Raw genomic sequence first — 21,088 nt, forward strand, 5'->3', positions numbered from 1 at the left:
AATCCTCTTTACTTTATTTCGACTTGTGTTCATGTTATCCATATAACAACAATCATGACCCTATACAATGAGCCTTTAAATCCACTCACCTGCCATTTCAGGAAAATCAATATATGGATTACGGTTACCTTGCACTTCGAATATGGCTTGATTTCGGTGTTTTTCATAAAGACTGACCGGGAATTGACGATGCCATTCCATTAAAAGGGTTAAATCAACCTTATCTTGATCAATGATGCCTCCATATCGGAGTAAAAAATATAAAGTGGCCCTAGCCACAATCCCTTTACCGTATTCAGGTTCAAATTTCCCTTTTTCAGCTTTACCACACCCCACCTTTATAGCACGCACTTTCAATTCTTCTGGAATATAATCCATGAAGTCATGGTAGGGAAAATTCCCTCGGCTACTATTACAGGCCGGCTCACAGGCAAATAAATGATGCAGATCCCCCCTCATTGGCTCTTTTTTACTAAACCATGACTGAGGAACAACATGCTCACAATTGAGGGTCATACTTGTAGTCTCAGTGTTCTGACCCCCTTTAGACAATTGTTCAAGTACACGAATATCTTCTTCTATGACTTCGACAGGATCCATACCCTTCCCTGAATATAAGCTTTTCAATTTCCCGTCTTCTTGAAGGTCAATCCATGGATACAAAAAACGGTGGGGAGAATAACTCGGTTTGTTTGTATGTGAGATTTCCAGTAAAGAACTCAGTTTCTTCCGCGTCCAACGGCCACCGTTATAATATGTTTCTTGGCTTTTCTGATCTTCCTTTTCATCATAATAGTCACGACTCACTTTATAACTTTTATGCTCTGCTATTGCTCTTTCCCGTTCAATTTCTAATAGCTTCATATTGTACTTCATCCCTTCACCCCTTCGACTAATTTTTACCATACTTAAAGTTTATTAGGGTTTTGGTAGAATGAAAAGGTGCTTTAGAAGGGTCTAGCGAAGAATTTCAATGAAGTGGGTAAGAATGGTTGCCGTCATGCCCCAAATGACCCGACCTTCGTATTGATAGAAATATTCTTTTGTCTGCCTTGGCTGCCATTTATAATTCTCCCCACCTACAATTAAATCGTGTGGGAAATTTTCTACTGGCTCAACATTAAAACTCACATGATATATTTCTGGAGGGTTTTCCATAAAAAAAGAAAGTGGGACCGTAAAAACTGTTTCAACTTCAGCTGGATTTGGTACCAATTGTTGATCCCTCGGTATAAAGCCTACGTATGGATAAACAATCATTCCAAAAGGTGAAACAAGAAAATCGATAGGAAAAACATTATAAATATTTTCCATATTGACCCCGAGTTCTTCGTGCGTTTCACGGAGGGCTGCTGTCTGCTCATCCAAATCATTGTGATCGATTCTTCCACCAGGAAAACAAATATCACCTGGCTGCCTTCTTAGTTGATGTGAGCGCTCTTCGAAGAGGACATGTATTCCATCTTCCTTTTCGATAAGTGGTAACAATACTGCATACTTCGAAAAATTTCCACTTCCTAAAATAACAGGCGTATGTAAAGTTAATTTTTTCGTTATTTCTTCATTATTCATGAACTACACCTCTTTTGAGAGTTAATAATTTCAATGCCGATTGCCTCTAAATAGTTTTATATTTTAAACCACACGGAACTGAAATACATACTTTTATTATGTACCAAATTGACCAATTTTTTAAACAAAAAGGTGAGAGCATATCTCATCAGAATGTGCTATTATCCTACTAGAATCCTAGGAGTGACATTGCTAAAGAATCTGTTCCTTTACTAAAGAAGCTTTACTGAACCATTTTCCTTGTAAGTCAAGATATTTGATTACAGTGTATCATTTCCAGACGAAAATAAACGAAAAAAAAGAACAGAATAATATAACTTCTGTTCCACCATTTTAAGGGTATCTCTATAACTCTGCTAGAGTTTGTTTTAATGTTTTTACAATGAACGCATAATCCTCTTCGGTTATGCATAATGGGGGGGCCAATGTCAATACATTATTAAAGCCGGCTACCGTATCCCCATTTTTACCGATAATCAATCCTTTCTGCTTGCATGCAGAAATAATTTTATTCATTTCGGAAAGAGCAATCGGACTTTTAGTTAGTTTATCTTCCACAAGTTCTATTCCGACTAACAATCCTTTTCCACGTACATCACCAACATTTGGATGGGATTTCAGTTCATTTAAATCCTCTAAAAAACGTAGTCCCAATTCTTTTGAGCGTTCTATCAGGTTTTCATTTTCATATATTTCCATATTTTTTAAAGCTAGTGCGCATGATGCAGGATTACCACCAAATGTATTTACATGCCGAAACCGATCATACTCTTCTTTGCCAACGTACGCTTCATATATTTCTCTTTTGACAGCTGTTGCGGATAAAGGAAGATATGCACTCGTAATTCCTTTTGCCATTGTAATTATATCTGGCTGTACATCATAATTCATATAACCGAACTTCTTACCCGTACGGCCAAAACCGCAAATTACCTCATCAGATATTAGAAGAACGCCATTTTTATTACATATTTCTTGCACTCTTTTCATATATCCCTTTGGAGGCATTAGGATACCGCCACCCGTTATAATGGGTTCCATAATGACTGCCGCTATTGTTTCACTCATTTCCCACGTGATGGCACGCTCTATTTCAGAAGCACTTTTCTCTCCACTTTCATCCTCTGGATTACGATACGAATCAGGAGGTGTAACGTGTAGAAACCCTGGAGCAAGTGGTTCATATTTATACTTTCTTTGTGCCTGACCGGTTGCTGCCAAAGCCCCCATTGAATTCCCGTGATAAGACCGATAGCGGGAAATGAATTTATAACGTCCATGATTTCCTTTTTGCTGATGAAACTGACGGGCAATTTTAAACGCCACTTCATTTGCTTCTGAACCACTATTGGAAAAGAAAATCACATAGTCTCCGCCAAGCCAATCATTTAATTTCTCTGCAAGTTTAATGGCTGGTACATGGCTGTTCGTCAATGGGGAATATGGAAGCTCTTTCAACTGTTCGTAAGCTGCTTCTGCAAGTTCTTCCCTACCATAACCAACATTGACACACCATAACCCAGACATGCCATCCAGGTATCGATTTCCATCGATATCAGTAATCCAGGCACCCTTTCCTTTTTGAACTACCATCGTTCCTGGATTCGGTCCAGCACCCTTCATATTATGCCAAACATATTTATCATCCATTTCTTGTAGATCTTTCATGCTCTTTTCAACTTGCATAAACCTCTCCACCCCTTTCTATTCTCTAAAGAAGGTCGCTCTATAATGACCGATCCCTATTCCCTTTTCAGGAACTAGCCTTGAATTTCCATATGCCACTTATATAGTGGTTACATGTATCAAAATCATTTATAACTGCCTTTATCGAACTCTCCAATACAACTCTATTTCTAATTTTAATTATATTTTTAAAATGAAGCTTTTACATTAGACGTTTTGTATAGTAAATGAATAAATATTTTAACATTCTGTTTGCCTTCTAATAGCTTAATTGAAATGCCCACTTTCTCGCCCGGTCTAAACAATTATAATGGTCTAAAAAAGGGGTTTAATTGAATTCCGATAACAGTTTACGTATAATTCAGAAAAGTGATACAGAGAGGAGAATGTTTATGACCCACCAGAAAATCATTATTGCCCAAAATTTGAATAAGCAATTATTGGAGAAAGTACAAGTATTAATTCCTGATTGGAATATTATTACGGGTAAAGATCCGGCTATTTGGAGAAATCATATCCATGATGCTGAAATAATCGTAGGTTGGAAAACAGAAATGAATAAACTCATAGAAAGTGAGAAAATAAACAATCTAAAATGGATACAGACATGGAGTGCAGGAGTAAATGCTCTGCCACTGGATACTCTTGAAAAAGCTAATGTTCAGGTAACCACGGCAAACGGCGTGCATGCCTATCCCATTTCAGAGACTATTTTTGCCTTGCTCCTTGCGTTTACAAGGAAAATAGATACATATGTTAAACAACAACAGAAAAAAATATGGCATCACGCTCAAATGAAAGAGGAAATTCATAATAAAACAATCGGAATCATAGGTGTTGGAAAAATCGGTAAGGAAACAGCTAAAATTGCCAAAGCCTTCGGGATGACTGTGCTTGGGATTCGTCATTCCGGTAGGTCAGAAGAATTCGTGGATGAAATGTTCACACAAAGTCAATTAGAGGATTTTTTACCAAGATGCGATTACGTTATTGTTACTTTACCTTTAACCTCTAAAACAAGGTATATGTTCGGAACAAATGAATTCAACTTAATGAAACCTTCTGCTTTCTTCTTGAACATCGGTCGTGGCTCAATCGTCATTCAACATGAATTGATACAGGCCCTTGAAGACCAACAGATTGCAGGTGCCGGCCTTGATGTATTTGAGACTGAACCGCTTCCAGCAAATAGTCCACTTTGGCAAATGGACAATGTCATCATTACCCCTCATACTTCAGGAAATACTGAATTTTACGATCAACGCCTAATTGAAGATATATTCATTCCGAATTTAGAGAACCACCTCCTCGGAAAAAAACCTGAAATCAATTTACTTAATTACAAAAAGGGTTATTAGCACTATTCAATATATTGCAAAAAGTTAGCAGCACTATAGTCATTGCAAAAACCGACAGTATCTGTTATTCTTAAAAAGAATTATTTTTGTTCGTGAGGATTGATAAGTGAATCACTTTTCTTCTGAAAAATGAGCAAGGGTAGTAACACAATGTGTGGATTCACACTAGGAGGCAACAAAAATGGAACAAGGTAAAGTAAAATGGTTTAACGCAGAAAAAGGATTTGGCTTCATCGAACGCGAAAATGGAGACGATGTATTCGTACATTTCTCAGCTATTCAAAGCGAAGGTTTCAAATCTTTAGACGAAGGTCAAGCAGTTACTTTTGAAGTTGAGCAAGGTCAACGCGGACCCCAAGCTACTAACGTTCAAAAAGCATAATAATATCTCATATATATAACAGACTCTACTTGTAGAGTCTGTTTTTTTGTCTGCAGATTAGTAAGTAAAAATAACAAAAAAACCCCATCAATAGATGGGGTACACGAAACAGGTTTAGTAAATGGTAACCAAAGTATAACATACAAAGAAACGAAACCCTAATTTTTCCGAAAAGTACAATAACGATTCTTATTATTAAGCATCGTTATATATGATATTTTCTAGTTTCATTCAACTCCCCATGGATAGAAAGGTGGCATATCTGTACTACTCTTCATAGTAAACTTAGCCTTCCTATTTTCAAGAAAAGCTCCGATACCTTCTTGTGCATCTGCTTGTTTTCCAGTCCAATGAATCATCTTGGACTCAATTTTATGCGATTCAACCGGATGATAAGCTCCCAACATAGTCCACATAAGCTGCCTTGACAAGGTTACGGAAATGGATGATGTATTTACCGCTATGTCAGTGGCAATCTTCAGGGCAGTTATCATCAACTGATCGGGCTCTACGATCTCGTTTACTAATCTAGACTCATGGGCTTCCTGAGCGGAAATCATTCCACCAGTAAACACCCATTCAGTTGCCTTCCCCATACCGACAAGTCTTGGTAGGAACCATCCACTGCAAGCCTCCATTGTAATCCCACGCTTTGCAAAGTCAAAGCTCATTTCCGCGTCGGATGATGCAATCCGAATATCCATCGGTAATGTCATGGTAATTCCAATGCCGATGGCCGAACCATTAATTGCCGCTATAATTGGTTTCTTCATATCAAATATCCGTAAAGATAAGACCCCTCCAGCATCACGATACTCCACCAAGGGAGTATGATCCATAAATGTTTCTACACCCTTTTCCAAATCCATTCCAGAACAATAAGCTTTTCCTGCTCCAGTCAAAATAATAGCTCTTACATCATCATTTTCATCTGCCATATCAAAGATGTCTATCAGCTCTTGACACATCTTCTCATTAAAAGCATTCAATCTTTCAGGACGATTTAGTGTAATGATAAGGACATGATCAACCATTTCGGTATTAACTGTAGAATACACTGTTACTCCTCCTTATATCACAGGGTGTAGGCATTCTTTAATCTGAACTATTTTTACATATAATTACATTTTATATGTTTTATCTTCAAAATCAAAGAATTAAGGGATGAATTTTTAAAATATTGTACGTAAATAGTCCACATATAAAAAAGACCAGTTGCAGTATGTGCCAACCGGTCTTCTTATTGAGTTACCAATATAAATGACAAGCAACGAAATGTCCTGGTTTTTGTTCCTTCCATTCTGGCACAGCACTAGAGCACACTTCCATAGCTTTTGGACAACGTGTCCGGAACACGCACCCGCTGGGTGGATTAATTGGACTAGGCACATCACCTTGAAGTACAATCCGTTCCCTCTTAACCGTAGGATCTGGAATAGGGACGGCTGAAAGTAAAGCCTGGGTATACGGATGAAGTGGATCCTTTGTAAGGGAGTCACTGTCAGAGAGTTCCATCATTCGCCCTAAGTACATAACTAAAATACGGTCTGAAATATACTTTACCATTGACAAGTCATGAGCAATGAATAAATAAGTCAATCCCATATCCTTTTGTAATTCTTTCAGTAAATTTACTACTTGTGCTTGAATAGAAACATCAAGGGCCGATATGGGTTCATCACAGACAATAAATTTTGGGTTTAGGGCCAATGCTCGTGCAATTCCGATACGCTGACGTTGACCACCACTGAATTCATGAGGGAACCGGCTGATATGTTCTGGATTTAATCCGACAAGCTTCAGCAAGTCCTCCACTCTTTTCTTTTTTTCTTTGCCCTTCAAAATCCCATGAATAGCAAGAGGCTCACCAATTAATTCCTCTACCTTCATACGTGGATTTAATGAAGCATATGGGTCCTGGAATATCATTTGGATTTCCCGGCGGACCTGCGACATTTCACTTTGTTTATAGTCAAAAATGTTTTTTCCCTGAAAAAGGACTTCACCATCTGTAGGCTCATAAAGTCGTGTAATCGTTCTACCTGCCGTTGATTTACCACAACCACTCTCGCCAACAAGCCCGACCGTTTCTCCTTCAAATATCGTTAAATCCAATCCATCCACAGCTTTTAAGGATTCCGAACCAATAGAAAAATATTTCTTCAAGTTTTTCACTTCAACAAGAGGAGTCCTATTGCTGAGGGTCTTTTCTTTTAATGACTCATTTTTTAGTGATACCATGACTCTCCTCCTTTATACATTTGTTGTGGTTTGATCTCTTGTTGCTTTTGCCATCGGATGGTGTAGCCAGCATGCTGCTGTCTGGCCTACCTCCACCTCTTCAAGTTCTGGATTATGATCCTTACAAACCTTCATTGCATATTCACATCTAGGGTAAAATGGGCAACCCTTGGGCGGATCTAATAAATCGGGAGGAGACCCGATGATCGGAACCAGCGGGTTCGTTTTCTCCATATCAAGCCTAGGCACGGTTTTGAGCAGTCCTTTAGTATAGGGGTGCTGCGGGTTTGCGAATATAGCTTCTACCGTCCCCGTTTCCACAACCGTTCCGGCATACATAACGATTACACGATCACAAGTTTCTGCGACCACACCCAAATCGTGGGTAATTAGAATTATGGAAGTGTTCATCCTTTGTTGGATGTCTTTCATAAGTTCTAAAATTTGTGCTTGGATCGTCACATCCAATGCCGTGGTTGGTTCATCAGCAATCAATAATTGGGGATCACAGGCAAGGGCTATCGCAATCATTGCCCGCTGACGCATTCCCCCGGAAAATTCATGCGGATATTGCTGCAACCTTCTTTCAGGTTGAGGGATGCCAACCAATTTTAATGTTTCAAGTGCAATTTCATAAGCCTCTTTTCGAGAAATATCTTTATGCTTTAAAATAGATTCCATAATCTGGGTTCCTATTTTCGTAGTCGGATTAAGTGAAGTCATCGGATCTTGAAATATCATACTGATGTCATTCCCCCGGATCCTTTGCATATCCTTTTCACTCGCTTTTACGAGATCCTTACCATTAAACATGATCGACCCTTTATCATACTGTGCCGGGGGTGTTTCCAATAATCTCATAATCGATTTCGCGGTTACGCTTTTTCCGCATCCCGACTCCCCGACTATCCCAATGGCTTCCCCTTTTTTCACTTGAAAGTCTACGCCGCGAACAGCCTGTACTTTACCAGCATACGTATGGAAGGTGATATGTAAATCATTGACCTCTAATAAGTTCCCCATCCTCGTCCCTCCTATTCTAGTTCAATATCTTTATGATTAGGACTCTATTATTTTCTAAGCTTTGGATCCAGTGCATCCTGAAGACCATCGCCCACTACATTAAAGGCAAACATGGTGATAGAAATTAGTATGGCTGGAATTAAAAGCTGATAGAAGTTACCGACTAAAATGCTTCCTAAAGCATCACTCGTCAGTGTTCCCCAGCTAGCCTGTGGCGCTGGGACACCCAGCCCTAAAAAGCTTAACGTCGCCTCAGCAAATATTGCAGAAGGAACTGTCAAAGTTAAATTCACTAAGATTGGCCCCATTGTATTGGGTATCATATGTTTCCTTAATTTCCAATTCGTATTAGCTCCAGATATGGTAGCTGCATGAATATATTCATTTTCCTTTAGCTGTAATACTTGACCTCGAACCAAACGTGCCATGGGAATCCAACCTGTAATCGTCATCGCAATGATTATCGGTAATATACCGGGATTTAAAACGACCATCATTAAGATAACCATCAAGAGGTATGGAATTGCATAAATTACCTCAGCAAACCGCATCATTAAATTATCTGTGCGTCCACCTCGTATCGCTGAAATCCCCCCATAAATGACCCCTATAATGAAGTCGATGAGTGCAGCCATCAATCCAATAAATAAGGATATCCTTGCCCCATACCACGCTCTTGTGAATAGGTCTCTTCCTGCTGTATCCGTACCAAACCAATGTTCAGCATTTGGCCTAAGATTCTTTTTGGCGAAATCTTGTTCGTAATAGGAATATCCATTCATATAAGGACCAAAAATGGCCATCAATCCTAATAGGACAATAAGGATAAACCCAGTCATGGCAAGCTTGTTTTGTTTAAATCTTCGCCATACATCGGACCAGAATGACACAGTTGCCCTAGAAATTTTTTCTGCTTCCTTGAAATTATCTTCTGCGGGCGAGAACATATCTTCAGTTAATTGCACTTTTTCTGCCATTATTTACTCTCCCCCGTCACTTTAATTCTCGGGTCAATCAACGTATAGGCTACATCTACTATGAAAATCAATATGATTAGTACGGCACTATACACAATCGTGGAACCAAGAATAACCGGGTAATCCCGATTGAAGATTCCTTTAACAAACATCTCACCCATCCCAGGAATTCCAAAAATACGTTCTATAATGAAACTTCCCGTGACAATATTAGCCGTCAGTATACCGAGGATCGTAATGACAGGCAATATGGCATTTCGGATTGCATGTTTTATAATGACGCTACTTCTTTTCAAACCTTTGGCCTTTGCGGTCAATATGTAATCCTGACCCATGACTTCTAACATGCTCGTCCGCATCAATCTTGCAATAAAAGCGAGCGGCATCATCGATAAGGCAATGGAAGGCAAAATGGTATGTTTCCATGTTGCCCACGTAGCAACCGGAAGAATTTTGAATTCAATGGCAAGGTAATTTATCAAAACAGTAGCTAAGATAAAGTTAGGAACAGATATTCCTACAATCGCAATGATCATTGACAGGTAATCAGGCCATTTATTTCGATACAAAGAAGCTATCACACCTAAAATTAGCCCAAAAAAGATAGCGATGGCTAACGCTTGCGCACCTAGGTGTAAGGAAACTGGAAATCCGTTCACTATGTAATCGTTCACCGATATGGATGATGATTTTAATGAAGGACCAAAATCAAACCTAAGTACTTCCAATAAATAATTTCCATATTGTGACAGCAACGGTTTATCCAAGCCATAGTGTGCTTGTAGGTTATCGTAAACAGCAGGAGGCATTACCCCTTCTTTGGCGAAAGGATTTCCTGGTATGGTATGCATTATGATAAAAGTGATCGTTATGACCGCCCATAAAGTTATAATCGCCCATTTTAATCGATTCATCGTATATCTCAACATGGTAATCACCTCAATTCTCGTTTTCATAGAAGTTTAAAGCAGAAATGAATTCATGAAATTTTCAACTGAAAAATGGGGTATGTCCTTAAACGGACATACCTCCCATCACTATCTTGCCTTTATTTTTTATCTGCATAAATAAAGCTAGGATATTCGTTGATTGGTGCATAAATCCCTGTAACATTCGATTTAACCATATATGGTTTAGTATAGAAGTAAATCGGGATAATCGGCATTTCATCAATTAATACTTTTTCAGCTTTGTGTAGAATAGGCATGCGATCTTCTGGTTTCAATGCAGTTTTTGATTCCTTAAGATACTTGTCGTATTCCTTGTTAGACCAATCGGCATCATTATAAGCGCCATCAGTCTCCCAAAGCATGAATGTCATTGGATCAACATAATCACCAATCCAGCCAGCACGTGAAATTTGGAAGTCTCCTGCTTTTTCCCGATCCAACTTAACTTGGAATTCAGCATTTTCCAGTTTGACTTCAACACCTAAATTTTTGCGCCACATTTCTTGGACGGCTTCAGCAATCTTCTTATGGGCATCTAATGTATTAAACAAAATGGAGAAGTTAGGCATTTTTTTCATACCCTCTTCAGCAAGACCTTCTTTTAATAACTTTTTAGCTTCATCTACATTTTCTTCGAATAGGTTCCCAGTATTTTCTTGGAAATCCCCAGTTGCATCAGGAATCCCTGGAGGGACAATACCATACGCTGGCTGTTGGCCACCTTGTGTAACATTCTCCGTGATCATTTTTCTATCGATAGCCATGGAAAGAGCTTTTCTGACTTTAATATTATTGAACGGTTTTACTTTAGTATTTAAATTGTAATAGTACACTGCAAGATCTGGACCATTGTTGAATTCCTTATCTCCAGAACTCACCAATTGACCTTGTTTGTCCACTGGAAGTGGATAGGCCAAATCTAGTTCACCATTTTCATACATTTGCCATGCTGTATTCTCATCTTCTATAAGAGCAAAATTTACAGCATCCAATTTAATTTTATCTTTATCATAATAATTGTCATTTTTCTCGATTTTAATGTTCTCTTTATGTTTCCATTCAGTTAACTTGAAAGGACCATTCGAAACATGAGTTTTTGCCTCAAGCGCCCAATCCGGATTTTCTTCTTGGACTTTTTTATCGATAGGAAATAAAGCATAGAAAGATGTTAGATCTAGGAAGTATGGAGTAGGCTCTTCCAAAACAACCTCTAATGTTAGATCATCAGTAGCTTTTACACCAACATCCTCTTCCTTACCCTTTTTACTATTGTAAGCTTCTCCCCCTTTAAGATAATAAAGCTGGTAAGCATAGTCAGCAGCAGTATCAGGATTCAAAGCATATTTCCACGCGTATTCAAAATCATTGGCAGTGATTGGATCGCCATTCGACCATTTCAAACCATCTTTAAGTTTGAAAATCCATGTCTTACCATCTTTGCTAGTATCCCATGACTCTGCAACGGCAGGAACAATCTTACCTTCCTCCGTTTTCTTTGTCAGCCCTTCAAAAGTATGATGTAGAATCCATGAATCATGGGTCCCTTGCGCTTTAGCAGGATGAAGTGATCCTGGTTCAGAAGAGTTATTCACATTTAAAACTTTTGGACCATTTGATTTGCTAGTGCCTTCTTCTTTTTCATTTGAAGTTTCCTTAGAACCTCCATTACAAGCGGCCAGTACAAGTATCATTACTAAAAATAATGATAGTACTGAAAATTTAGACTTTTTCAAACGTTTTCCCCCTCATTTATATTTCTTTCGAGTCCCCATTCTAGGGTTTCCCTTATCTTGCTTCTATCAACTACCGACTTGGTTCATCCCGAAAATTATCTGCGAGGATTAGTTAGAAGTTTAAAGCTCATTCACTAAAATAGATTAGCAAACCGCTTGCACATTTACTCTTTTTTCCTCGGGACACCAAAAAAAACAGCAGTTTAATAGCTTAAAACCACCTTCCTTTCAAACCTCGCAAAAGGGCAATATGATTATATTCGACTTAAAAATGTTAAACCCTTCAAAATATTACAAAAAATTAAAATTATCTATCAATTACCCTTGATATGTAATCTTTTGTTACAAATTACTTATTAACATGACTATTCTCATATCTTTGAAAAGAGTCATTCATAACTTATTGCTTCCTTCTATTTATCATCATGGTCAAAAAGCTTCACTTAAGTGGAAGGAAGACCAATATTTCTACACCCCTCTAGCATTTTAACCTTTAATTAACGTTGCTGTTTATTCAGCCTCCTAAACGATGACTTTCCCCGAATAAATCAACACCAATTTCCATGAACACAAAAAAACACTCGTTGCTCCATGGCATCGAGTGTTTCAAATCCTTATTCCGTGCGTATAAAAGAGGAACCCACTTAAAGAAAATTAATATAAACAAAGCCCCCATTAGATCACTTTGAAATGATAATGAACTGGAATTCTGTTATTTTAGCAGGAAGAACCAACCTAATAAACTCGAAATAATTACTTTATAATTCCTTTAGCTTCCCCAAAGTGAAAACTCAGCTTTCAATAAGGAAAAGATTAAGACATCTTGAGATTGATTGTTTAAGTAGACAAAATCTCTAAGCTTTCCTTCTTCTGAAAATCCAACTTTTTTCAAAAGTCCAGTCGATGCCAGATTATTAGGAAAAGCTAATGCAGCAATGCGATGTAGTTCGAGTTCTTGAAAAGAAAATCGTAATATTTCTCTGACCGCTTCACAAGTAAAGTATTGTCTCCAATAATCAGGGTGAACTTCGTATCCTATTTCTGCTCTTTTATTAGATTTGTTCAATTGATTTAAACCCACAGTACCGATGAACTTTCCTGTATCCTTTAAGACCAAACCCCATTGAATTCCTCTTTGATTAATAAAAGAGCTTCTAAACGAGTTGATAATCCGATAAGACTCTTCCATCCTATGCAATGTTTCAATTCCGCCATAACGGGTTACTTCTTCTCTTGAAAGGATATCAAACAGACTTTCTGAATGCTGGCGACATATTTCAACCAGATGCAGCCTTTCTGTCTCTAATTCAGGAAACTTCATCCCTTATCACCCCAATAATCATCCTATATCGTTATTCTACTTTAAAGGGCGTGTTTCCTGTTTAATGGACTTTCCCTTGCATAAAAGATCTTTCCTTTAGATATAAAGCTGAATCGGGATGTCTATTCTTTGTTATCAAATCTCTTATGATTTGTGAGAGAATTACACTATAAACTGTCCCATTTCCACCATACCCCATTAAAAAATAGCAATGGGGGTAATCCGGGTATATTCCAATCGTCGGTAAACCATCATGTGACTCACCAAAGAATGCCCCCCAATAATAATCTGCTTGGACCACTTTCTCCAACTCTGGGAACAATCCGACTAGCTGTTTCAATAATTCATCCCGCTTATGAATAATCTTCGAATCTCTCTTTTCAAGGTATGTTGTTTTTTCATCAAGACCTCCTATAATAATTCGATTATCAACTGTTTTCCTTGCATATAAATAGGGCCTTGCTGTTTCCCATATCATCATCCCTTCATCCCATTTGGCGATATCAGCTATTGGATTCGTTGCAATGGCATAGGAACTCAGGATTACAGCATTCGGATCTTTCACCTCTTCTTGGGCTTCATAGCCTGTTGCGAAAATGACATGTTGGGCCCTAATGGAATGCCCGGAATCAGTTTTCAATTCCGTATGATCATCCTTTAAAATCTTTCCATTGATGGTCGTGTTTGAAAATATACGAACACCCTGTTCATAAGCTTTTTTTACCAATAAATGTGCATGTTTATATGGATTGATTTCTGCGTCATTTCCCGTTACAAGTGCTCCTGCTTTTAAAAAGGAAAAATGTTTCCCTATCTCTTCTTCCGAATAGTACTCAACCGGAAAGTTGTGAGTTTTAAGATTGTGATATTCTTCTTGCAGCATATGCACATCATCAGGATTAGAAGCGTAATATAAACTTTTTCTAATCTTAAAGTCTGGATCATCAGCTAGGCTGGGGACAACCTTTCTTTCAAGCGTATGTATGGCTTCCAAGCAAAGCTGAACATGCCGTGTTCCAGCTTCTTCTCCAAAACTATTAATCAAGGAAGTCAATGTTTTATCATTTGAATATTGTAAAAGACCTGTATTCGCAACCGTGCTTCCAGTACTTAAATCCCTCTTATCAACAAGAACGACATTAAGCCCAGTTTCCGCCAAAAAATAAGCGCAATGAGCACCCGATGATCCAGATCCTACGATGCAAACATCACACGTGATATCTTCTTCTAATGTCGGATATTTCATTTGTTCTTTATACGTCTCATTCCAATATAACTTTCCCGATTTTAAATCCATCCTTATCTTCACCTTCCTATGTTTTTCCAGTCTTGGACTTGTTAAATAGTTCTATTTACATCCTCAGAGGTCCTGTAATCCTAATCCTTCTTTACCCTAATCATAATCAATCACAAACGTAAAATAATGCTTTCTAAACAATTATTTGTGTATGCCTCATACACCCATAGGCCTAATGAAATCATCTTGTTATGATATCTAGTTAGTATGTACCTATTAAAATTCACCTCTTTACTATCCCTTTATTCCTAGTTTTTTCACTTTCTAAAATAATCCAGTTTACGTTTTCCTAATTTTATAGCATACTGGATTCTCATTCAGGAATTTTCGTAACAGGAGGAAATCAAATGAAGAAAATTATTTTATCATCCGTACTAACTTTATCGTTGCTAAGCCCAACCGTAGCACTAGGTGCAGATATCTACACAGTTACTGATGGGGATACTTTAACTAAAATCGCTACTGAACAACAAATCAGCCTTTCCGATTTGCTTATAGCAAACCCTACAGTAGATGATCCTAATAAGATTAAAGTCGGACAAGCCATCTCCTTACCCACCACTAAAAATGCAACAGTTCAGGCTAATAGCTCATCGATTGAACAACAGATCCTTGATTTAGTAAATGCGGAACGTACACAGGCGGGACTGAAGGAACTGAAGATGGATGAAGAACTTTCGAAGGTAGCAAAAGCGAAATCAGAAGATATGCGTGATAATAACTATTTCTCGCATACGAGCCCTACAAATGGCTCACCTTTTGAAATGATGAAGTCATTTGGAATTAGTTATACATATGCAGGTGAAAATATCGCAGCCGGCCAAACCAGTGCAGCTTCGGTGATGAAATCATGGATGAACAGTGCCGGCCATAAAGCTAACATCCTGAATAAGAATTATACTCATTTAGGAATTGGATATGCTAAAGGCGGTACATACAGCCGCTATTGGACGCAGCAATTCATTGGAAAATAGGGAGTTTAAGTGCAGCATAATTGCTGCATTTTTTTCTTCATGATCCCCATCAACCTCAGTTGAAAAAAAGCCTAAATTTTCTCATCTATTTCTCCCTATCTCTTTATAACTTGATATCATACTGTAGCTTATACCCGATATATTGACAGATATTATCCTACGCTAGATTATAAATTTCAGATATAATGGATAAAAGTAAACATTGGAGGAGAATCAATTGTCTAATAGATTAGGTTTGGTGCTGGATGTGGAGACAACTGGATTACGACCGAACTCGGATGAAATTATCGAGCTCGCTCTTATCCTTTTCACCTATAACAGCGAGACTGGAGAAATTTTAAATTTTATTGACCAGGATTCTTTCTTAAGAGAGCCACTCTCTTATCAAGCAAGAAAAAATTATAATCAAGCATATAGAGTCCATGGCATACCATATAGTTCGGTAGAAGGCAAAAGCTTTCACGATGAAAAAATCAGGTCATACATTGACCGTGCTGATTCAATATTTGCCCATAACGCTTCCTTTGATCGCAGTTTTCTCTATCAGATGTACCCAGAAATCAATGATCAAAAGTGGTTTTGTACAATGAGAAATGTTCCTTGGAAACAATATGGTTTCGTAAATAGTAAACTGTTAACCCTTCTTCAAGCCCATAACATCACAAACTTTCAAACTCATCGGGCCCTGGATGACATTTCATATTTAATAAAACTGTTGCAAAAAACCAACCCTGTCGGTCTTCCCTATCTGAAGGATGTTATCAATAAAAATCCAATGAGAAAATATACACCTACTTCTGAAAAATCTCACGTATAAAAAAACACGGGAAAATTCATTTGAATTTTCCCGTTTTTTTTATATTACTTTCATAACTCCATCAATGAAAATAGCCCTACTCTCTAAAAAACTCATTGACTCTAATTATTATCCTTATACTGATGCTTCATCCTCTTTTTCAGCAAATGTATTTTTTTGCTTTTTGAATTTCAAGCTATAGTAAATGATAGATAGAATCAAAGCCACTACTAAGAAAATAGCCAAGATGCTAAGGTTATGCCACATAAAGTTATAATCCCCTGTGGATATAACCGCTCTAAACGCATTAATCGAGTATGTCATAGGTAAGAATGGTGTAAAGTGTTGTAAGAAACTAGGAACCAATTCGTTCGGGAATGTTCCCCCGCTGCTAGTCAGCTGAAGGATCATAATCAACAAGGCGATAAAACGCCCTGGATTGTCAAAGGCTGCACCTAGGAATTGAATGATTGCCATAAACGTCAAGCTAGCCAAAATGCTAATCATGAAGAATAACGGAATATTTGTCACTTCAATTTCCAGTCCTAGAATTAATACTAAATCCACCAAGATGGCTTGACATAATCCTACTAATGCCATGACACCATACTTACTGATAAACCAACCGAAACCATTTTCAGGAATGACTACAGGATCCCTCATCGGGAAGATGATTGTCAAAACGATTGCTCCAATAAATAAACTCAATGATACCAAATATGGAGCAAAACTAGTTCCATAATTCGGTACATTATTTATTGGCATTTTATCGACTTTCACTGGGCTTGCAAACATATCATATACATCATCATCCGCTTTGATATCACTTGCTTCGTCTGCCCCATCTTTCAATTCATCATGTAATTCTTTTGATCCATCCGAAAGTTTAGCCACGCCATCTTCCAGCTTGATTGCTCCATTGGCCAATTCACCCATTCCATTGGTCAAGCTTGATGAACCATCTTTCAGCTTATCAGTTCCTGCAACCAGGCTTTTCGATCCTTCGGAAAGTTGTGAAGTCCCATTGGATAATTGCTTAGAACCATCTTCCAATTGGTCAAGTCCAGCAACTAAATTGTTACTTCCTTCCGTTAATTGACCTAGTCCGCTCTGGGCAGAATCTATACTTTCACCGAATGTGGTTAATCCGGCTACCAATTGTCCCTGACCACTTTCTAGTTCACTTGCTCCACTAGCCAGTTTTCCTTGTGCCTCGGACAATCGGGTAAAACCATCACTAAGAGCATCCGTTCCTTTTCCCAATTGACTAGCACCATCACTAAGATTTGTACCGCCTTTGGAAATTTCAGAAGCACTGTTTGAGAGTTTACCTACTCCTTCAGAAACTCCCTTGCTTCCCTCACTAATTTCAGTCAATTTCGTAATAAGACCTTCCAATCGAGCTTGTTCAGTGGCATCCTCTGAAGACTGAGATTGTTGTCTTAGACCGGAAATGACTTCATCGAGTCCTGAAGAAACACGAGACGCACCTGCTTTTGTTTCATTGGCAGCTGTACTCCAATCTGTCAAAGAGGAGGAAAGCTGACTAGCACCCGTAGCTACTCCATTTGCCCCCTCGGACAAACTAGGGAGTTTTTCTTCAATCTGATTGAAACCTTCCAATGATTGTTGCAAACCTGCAGCTAAGGTACCAGTTCCGGCTTCAGATTTCTTGGCTCCCTCTAAAAGTTCCGTTTGTCCTTCTTTCATTTGATCAAAACCTGAATTGAATTGTTGTAAACCTTGATTAAGGTCTTTTGATCCATTAGCCGCTGATCCCACACCAGCTGAAAATGTTATCGATTTTTCTGCCAATTTTTCAAGATTATTTTGGATTTCAACCGAGCCAGACTGAACAGAACTAATTCCATCATCTACTTGTTCTGCGCCTTCTTTGGCAGATTTAATGCCAGAACCTAGCTCTTTTGTTCCGTCTCTTACTGTATCGGTACCATCTTTCAGCTCACCCGCACCATCACTTGCAGTTTTAAGACCGTTAGCGACATCTTGCAAATTATCGAACATCGATTCAGCATAAGTTTTAGTGACTGCTGAAGAAACCTCTGATTTGATTTTTTCTGAAGCGGCATCCCCAATCTTAGTAGAGATATAGTTATAGCCTTCATTGGATGTATAAATTAAATCCAATTTCTCCGGTTCATCGTCTTGTAAAGTGGTTGCGTTCTTAGAGAAATTTTCTGGAATTTCTATTTTCATATAATAATCCAGATTATTAAGCCCCTGATCCGCTTCCTTTTGACTCACAAAATGCCAATCAAAATCTTGCTTTTCTTTCAATTCTTTCACTAGATCTTTTCCTATGGTCAGTTCCTCGTCATTAAAACTGGCACCCTTGTCGTTATTGACAATCGCAACCGGTAATTGATCAACCTTTCCATATGGATCCCAAAATGCCCATAAGAACGTCCCACTATAAAGAAGTGGAACAGTCATAATCCCTATTATAGAAATTAGTATTATTGGATTTTTTATAATCGCCAAAAATTCTCCCTTTAACGATTTAAACATGATTTGCAAATCCTCCTTCAAGAAGTACTGACCAATTCATTCATTTAGTCATTATCTGCGAGTAATATACCATTTCCTCAGTTATTTATCAACCTTATTATCTTTAGAATATAGAAATGAAAGGGATTTTTTTAAAGCAGTCCCAGACCTTAGATCTTGGTTTTACACCGCCATTTTATATAATTTAAGGTTCATTAAAAGTAGAGGGCCCATTCTATGGACCCTCTACTTCATAACACTTTGATATTACTTAAAGCGCTTTCAATTTATCTTGATATGGTACCTCTCAGTTTATCTGTCTGTTCCTTCATTCTTTCAAGAGATTCTTGATATTCTTTTTCCAGTTGCTTAATAATACCAGCAGTGGTATCAACCTGCTTTATTGCTCCGACCCCATGACCTGCAGACCATATATCGCGCCATGCTTTTGATTCAGAAGATTTGGACATGCTGTCAAAATCCACATTTTCCTTTTTTGCTAATCGATCTGGGTCCATTCCCTCTTTTCTTATACTCGGCTTAAGCATATTGCAATTCACACCTGAAAATGCGTCAGTCAAGATGATATCATCTTGATTCGAATCTACAAGCATTTGACGATATTCATCATTTGCCATGCTCTCTTTTGACACGATGAAACGGGTCCCCATATAGGCTAAGTCAGCTCCTGCCGCTTGGGCTGCCAATATACTATGACCCGTACTAATTGATCCAGCGAGTAGAATGATCCCATCCCAAAATGTCCTGACACTGTCCACAAAAGCAAAACTATTTATTTCTCCTGCATGTCCACCAGCGCCTGAAGCAACTAGGATTAATCCATCCACGCCGGTTTCGGCCGCTTTTTTTGCAAAATCCACATTACTTACATCCGAAAATACGAGGCCTCCATAGCTATGTACAACTTCTACAATATGTTTAGGTGATCCTAGTGAAGTGATGACGATGGGAGGTTGGTGCTTTCTGACCAATTCCAATTCTTCCTCAAGGCGGCTGTACGTACGGTGTACAACCATGTTCATTGCCCAAGGAGCGATTTTGCTGTTTGGATCCTTATCCCTTGCCGAAATGAGTGTATTGTTAATCTCACCCATCCACTGGTCCAATACTTCGATAGGTCTAGCATTGGGAGCAGGAAACGAGCCTATTACTCCATTTAAGCAACATTCTTTCACTAATTCCGGGCCAGAAATTAAAAACATGGGTGCTGCTATCACTGGTAAAGAAAGTTGCTTCCACCAATGCTCAGGAATGGTTTTACTCATCAAAAAACCTCCATTTTTAATATTTTACCAAAATATTACACTACGGAATTATCATACTTCTAAAATACATAATTTTCAAGGGATAATTTCTCGGAGGTAAAGTGTAAGGTTATAAAAAAGCTGCATATGGAATTTTCCACATGCAGCTCTCATTTAATTAGATAGAACCCATTTCCTTATTGCTTTGGCCACTCCATCTTCTTGATTATTCGAAGTGATCCAATCCGATTTGTCCTTAACGATTTGCTGCGCATTCCCCATGGCCACGCCCAATTTTGCTTCTTGAATCATGGCAAGGTCATTTAAGCTATCTCCTACTGCCATAACGTGATCCATTGTTAAACCCAACATTGAACAAACACGGTTAATAGCTTTTGCCTTATTGACACCAAGAGCATTCACTTCAATATTAGTAGGACTAGAATTACTTATTTCTAAATTCGCCTTTGTTCTCAGCTCATCCATAATCAGTTGACGAATGGTATCGTCGTTCGTATTAAACCCGAATTTAAGCCATTTTAAGTCCGAAATTTTTTCGGGCATTTCATCCCGGTAGACTTGATCAGAGCTTGTCGCCCAAAAATAAGTTCCATGCTTTTGACTCAATTCCCACATCCATTGTATGGATTCACTATCTACAAGATGCCTTTCCACCAAATCACCGTCGTTATTGTATATTTCACTTCCATTAACGGTGATTAAATATGATTGAAGTTCCATTGACTTCGCAAAGTCATTGCAAGTCGCAAAAGCTCTTCCCGTACTTAATACGACGTGGACTCCCTGATTCTCGGCTTCTTTAATTGCACGTCGATTCCCTTCAGAAATCTCTCCTTTTTGATTTAAAAGTGTCCCATCCATATCGAGTGCAACTAATTTTATGTCTATATTATCCATGTATATACACCCTTCCTCTTTTACTATGTAGATACTTATAGCATACTGTATCTTACTTCTTCAAGGAAGCAATCTGATTGTTTAAGG

18 protein-coding genes are annotated in these 21,088 nt (G+C 38.3%); 4 read left to right on the forward strand and 14 right to left on the reverse strand.

The window, feature by feature from the left end; all coding sequences use genetic code 11:
* Positions 1 to 75: 75 nt before the first annotated feature.
* The 3 genes from ACQKL5_RS14215 to ACQKL5_RS14225 all read right to left on the reverse strand — a co-directional run bounded on the left by ACQKL5_RS14215 (position 76) and on the right by ACQKL5_RS14225 (position 3,258).
* Positions 76 to 876 carry an endonuclease I family protein gene (locus ACQKL5_RS14215; RefSeq protein WP_427609541.1) on the reverse strand — a complete coding sequence of 267 codons (801 nt, stop codon included), beginning with the start codon at positions 874 to 876 and terminating at the stop codon, positions 76 to 78.
* An 81-nt stretch (positions 877 to 957) separates the two neighbouring features.
* Positions 958 to 1,572 carry an NUDIX hydrolase gene (locus ACQKL5_RS14220; RefSeq protein WP_427609542.1) on the reverse strand — a complete coding sequence of 205 codons (615 nt, stop codon included), beginning with the start codon at positions 1,570 to 1,572 and terminating at the stop codon, positions 958 to 960.
* 345 nt (positions 1,573 to 1,917) lie between these two features.
* Complete coding sequence (locus ACQKL5_RS14225; RefSeq protein ID WP_427609543.1) at positions 1,918 to 3,258, reverse strand: aspartate aminotransferase family protein; 1,341 nt, start codon at positions 3,256 to 3,258, stop codon at positions 1,918 to 1,920.
* 392 nt (positions 3,259 to 3,650) lie between these two features.
* Here ACQKL5_RS14225 and ACQKL5_RS14230 point away from each other — a divergent pair, with 392 nt between their 5' ends.
* Both ACQKL5_RS14230 and ACQKL5_RS14235 read left to right on the forward strand, forming a co-directional pair.
* Entirely contained in the window at positions 3,651 to 4,616 is a 966-nt protein-coding gene (locus tag ACQKL5_RS14230) for a D-2-hydroxyacid dehydrogenase (protein WP_427609544.1), read from the forward strand.
* Between the two features lie 181 nt (positions 4,617 to 4,797).
* A complete protein-coding gene (locus ACQKL5_RS14235) occupies positions 4,798 to 4,998 on the forward strand; it encodes a cold-shock protein (RefSeq protein WP_025908891.1) in 201 nt (66 codons plus the stop codon).
* Between the two features lie 227 nt (positions 4,999 to 5,225).
* On the opposite strand, the gene ACQKL5_RS14240 is transcribed toward ACQKL5_RS14235, so the two are convergent.
* The 8 genes from ACQKL5_RS14240 to ACQKL5_RS14275 form a co-directional block, all read right to left on the reverse strand.
* Positions 5,226 to 6,056, reverse strand: a complete 831-nt coding sequence (locus ACQKL5_RS14240; RefSeq protein ID WP_427609545.1) for an enoyl-CoA hydratase-related protein — start codon at positions 6,054 to 6,056, stop codon at positions 5,226 to 5,228.
* 190 nt (positions 6,057 to 6,246) lie between these two features.
* On the reverse strand, positions 6,247 to 7,239 hold the full coding sequence (locus ACQKL5_RS14245; protein WP_427609546.1) for an ABC transporter ATP-binding protein: 993 nt from the start codon (positions 7,237 to 7,239) through the stop codon (positions 6,247 to 6,249).
* A 12-nt stretch (positions 7,240 to 7,251) separates the two neighbouring features.
* On the reverse strand, positions 7,252 to 8,262 hold the full coding sequence (locus ACQKL5_RS14250) for an ABC transporter ATP-binding protein (RefSeq protein ID WP_427609547.1): 1,011 nt from the start codon (positions 8,260 to 8,262) through the stop codon (positions 7,252 to 7,254).
* Between the two features lie 47 nt (positions 8,263 to 8,309).
* A complete protein-coding gene (locus ACQKL5_RS14255; RefSeq protein WP_427609548.1) occupies positions 8,310 to 9,239 on the reverse strand; it encodes an ABC transporter permease in 930 nt (309 codons plus the stop codon).
* Complete coding sequence (locus tag ACQKL5_RS14260; RefSeq protein ID WP_427609720.1) at positions 9,239 to 10,168, reverse strand: ABC transporter permease; 930 nt, start codon at positions 10,166 to 10,168, stop codon at positions 9,239 to 9,241. Before ACQKL5_RS14260 ends, ACQKL5_RS14255 begins: the two co-directional genes overlap by 1 nt.
* A 119-nt stretch (positions 10,169 to 10,287) precedes the next feature.
* The gene (locus ACQKL5_RS14265; protein ID WP_427609549.1) at positions 10,288 to 11,922 is read right to left on the reverse strand and encodes a peptide ABC transporter substrate-binding protein; all 1,635 of its coding nucleotides are present in this window, start codon (positions 11,920 to 11,922) and stop codon (positions 10,288 to 10,290) included.
* Positions 11,923 to 12,691: 769 nt separating this feature from the next.
* Positions 12,692 to 13,243 carry a GNAT family N-acetyltransferase gene (locus tag ACQKL5_RS14270; RefSeq protein WP_427609550.1) on the reverse strand — a complete coding sequence of 184 codons (552 nt, stop codon included), beginning with the start codon at positions 13,241 to 13,243 and terminating at the stop codon, positions 12,692 to 12,694.
* Between the two features lie 61 nt (positions 13,244 to 13,304).
* Positions 13,305 to 14,540 carry an NAD(P)/FAD-dependent oxidoreductase gene (locus ACQKL5_RS14275; protein ID WP_427609551.1) on the reverse strand — a complete coding sequence of 412 codons (1,236 nt, stop codon included), beginning with the start codon at positions 14,538 to 14,540 and terminating at the stop codon, positions 13,305 to 13,307.
* Between the two features lie 347 nt (positions 14,541 to 14,887).
* On the opposite strand from ACQKL5_RS14275, the gene ACQKL5_RS14280 reads away from it, so the two are divergent.
* Positions 14,888 to 15,514, forward strand: coding sequence for a CAP domain-containing protein (locus tag ACQKL5_RS14280; RefSeq protein ID WP_427609552.1), 627 nt, complete (start codon positions 14,888 to 14,890; stop codon positions 15,512 to 15,514).
* A gap of 217 nt (positions 15,515 to 15,731) precedes the next feature.
* Positions 15,732 to 16,331: an exonuclease domain-containing protein gene (locus tag ACQKL5_RS14285; protein ID WP_427609553.1), complete on the forward strand. Its 600-nt coding sequence runs from the start codon at positions 15,732 to 15,734 to the stop codon at positions 16,329 to 16,331.
* A 114-nt stretch (positions 16,332 to 16,445) separates the two neighbouring features.
* Here the strand turns inward: ACQKL5_RS14285 and ACQKL5_RS14290 are convergent, their stop codons facing one another.
* From ACQKL5_RS14290 to ACQKL5_RS14300, 3 genes are all read right to left on the reverse strand, one after another.
* Positions 16,446 to 18,839 (reverse strand): YhgE/Pip family protein, encoded by a 2,394-nt coding sequence (locus ACQKL5_RS14290; RefSeq protein WP_427609554.1) that lies wholly within the window; start codon positions 18,837 to 18,839, stop codon positions 16,446 to 16,448.
* A gap of 266 nt (positions 18,840 to 19,105) precedes the next feature.
* Positions 19,106 to 20,104, reverse strand: a complete 999-nt coding sequence (locus ACQKL5_RS14295; RefSeq protein WP_427609555.1) for an NAD(P)H-dependent flavin oxidoreductase — start codon at positions 20,102 to 20,104, stop codon at positions 19,106 to 19,108.
* 153 nt (positions 20,105 to 20,257) lie between these two features.
* Complete coding sequence (locus tag ACQKL5_RS14300; protein ID WP_427609556.1) at positions 20,258 to 21,001, reverse strand: Cof-type HAD-IIB family hydrolase; 744 nt, start codon at positions 20,999 to 21,001, stop codon at positions 20,258 to 20,260.
* Positions 21,002 to 21,088: the final 87 nt, after the last annotated feature.

The sequence above is a fragment of the Peribacillus sp. NPDC097675 genome (assembly GCF_050277655.1).
Classification (GTDB): Bacteria; Bacillota; Bacilli; order Bacillales; family DSM-1321; genus Peribacillus.

Coding starts and splice junctions, on each gene's coding strand:
- ACQKL5_RS14255 (WP_427609548.1), bottom strand. CDS start 9,239: ATGGCAGAAAAAGTGCAATTAACTGAAGATATGTTCTCGCCCGCAGAA.
- ACQKL5_RS14230 (WP_427609544.1), top strand. CDS start 3,651: ATGACCCACCAGAAAATCATTATTGCCCAAAATTTGAATAAGCAATTA.
- ACQKL5_RS14280 (WP_427609552.1), top strand. CDS start 14,888: ATGAAGAAAATTATTTTATCATCCGTACTAACTTTATCGTTGCTAAGC.
- ACQKL5_RS14275 (WP_427609551.1), bottom strand. CDS start 14,540: ATGGATTTAAAATCGGGAAAGTTATATTGGAATGAGACGTATAAAGAA.
- ACQKL5_RS14300 (WP_427609556.1), bottom strand. CDS start 21,001: ATGGATAATATAGACATAAAATTAGTTGCACTCGATATGGATGGGACA.
- ACQKL5_RS14220 (WP_427609542.1), bottom strand. CDS start 1,572: ATGAATAATGAAGAAATAACGAAAAAATTAACTTTACATACGCCTGTT.
- ACQKL5_RS14250 (WP_427609547.1), bottom strand. CDS start 8,262: ATGGGGAACTTATTAGAGGTCAATGATTTACATATCACCTTCCATACG.
- ACQKL5_RS14260 (WP_427609720.1), bottom strand. CDS start 10,168: ATGTTGAGATATACGATGAATCGATTAAAATGGGCGATTATAACTTTA.
- ACQKL5_RS14245 (WP_427609546.1), bottom strand. CDS start 7,239: ATGGTATCACTAAAAAATGAGTCATTAAAAGAAAAGACCCTCAGCAAT.
- ACQKL5_RS14235 (WP_025908891.1), top strand. CDS start 4,798: ATGGAACAAGGTAAAGTAAAATGGTTTAACGCAGAAAAAGGATTTGGC.
- ACQKL5_RS14215 (WP_427609541.1), bottom strand. CDS start 876: ATGAAGTACAATATGAAGCTATTAGAAATTGAACGGGAAAGAGCAATA.
- ACQKL5_RS14270 (WP_427609550.1), bottom strand. CDS start 13,243: ATGAAGTTTCCTGAATTAGAGACAGAAAGGCTGCATCTGGTTGAAATA.
- ACQKL5_RS14225 (WP_427609543.1), bottom strand. CDS start 3,258: ATGCAAGTTGAAAAGAGCATGAAAGATCTACAAGAAATGGATGATAAA.
- ACQKL5_RS14295 (WP_427609555.1), bottom strand. CDS start 20,104: ATGAGTAAAACCATTCCTGAGCATTGGTGGAAGCAACTTTCTTTACCA.
- ACQKL5_RS14290 (WP_427609554.1), bottom strand. CDS start 18,839: ATGTTTAAATCGTTAAAGGGAGAATTTTTGGCGATTATAAAAAATCCA.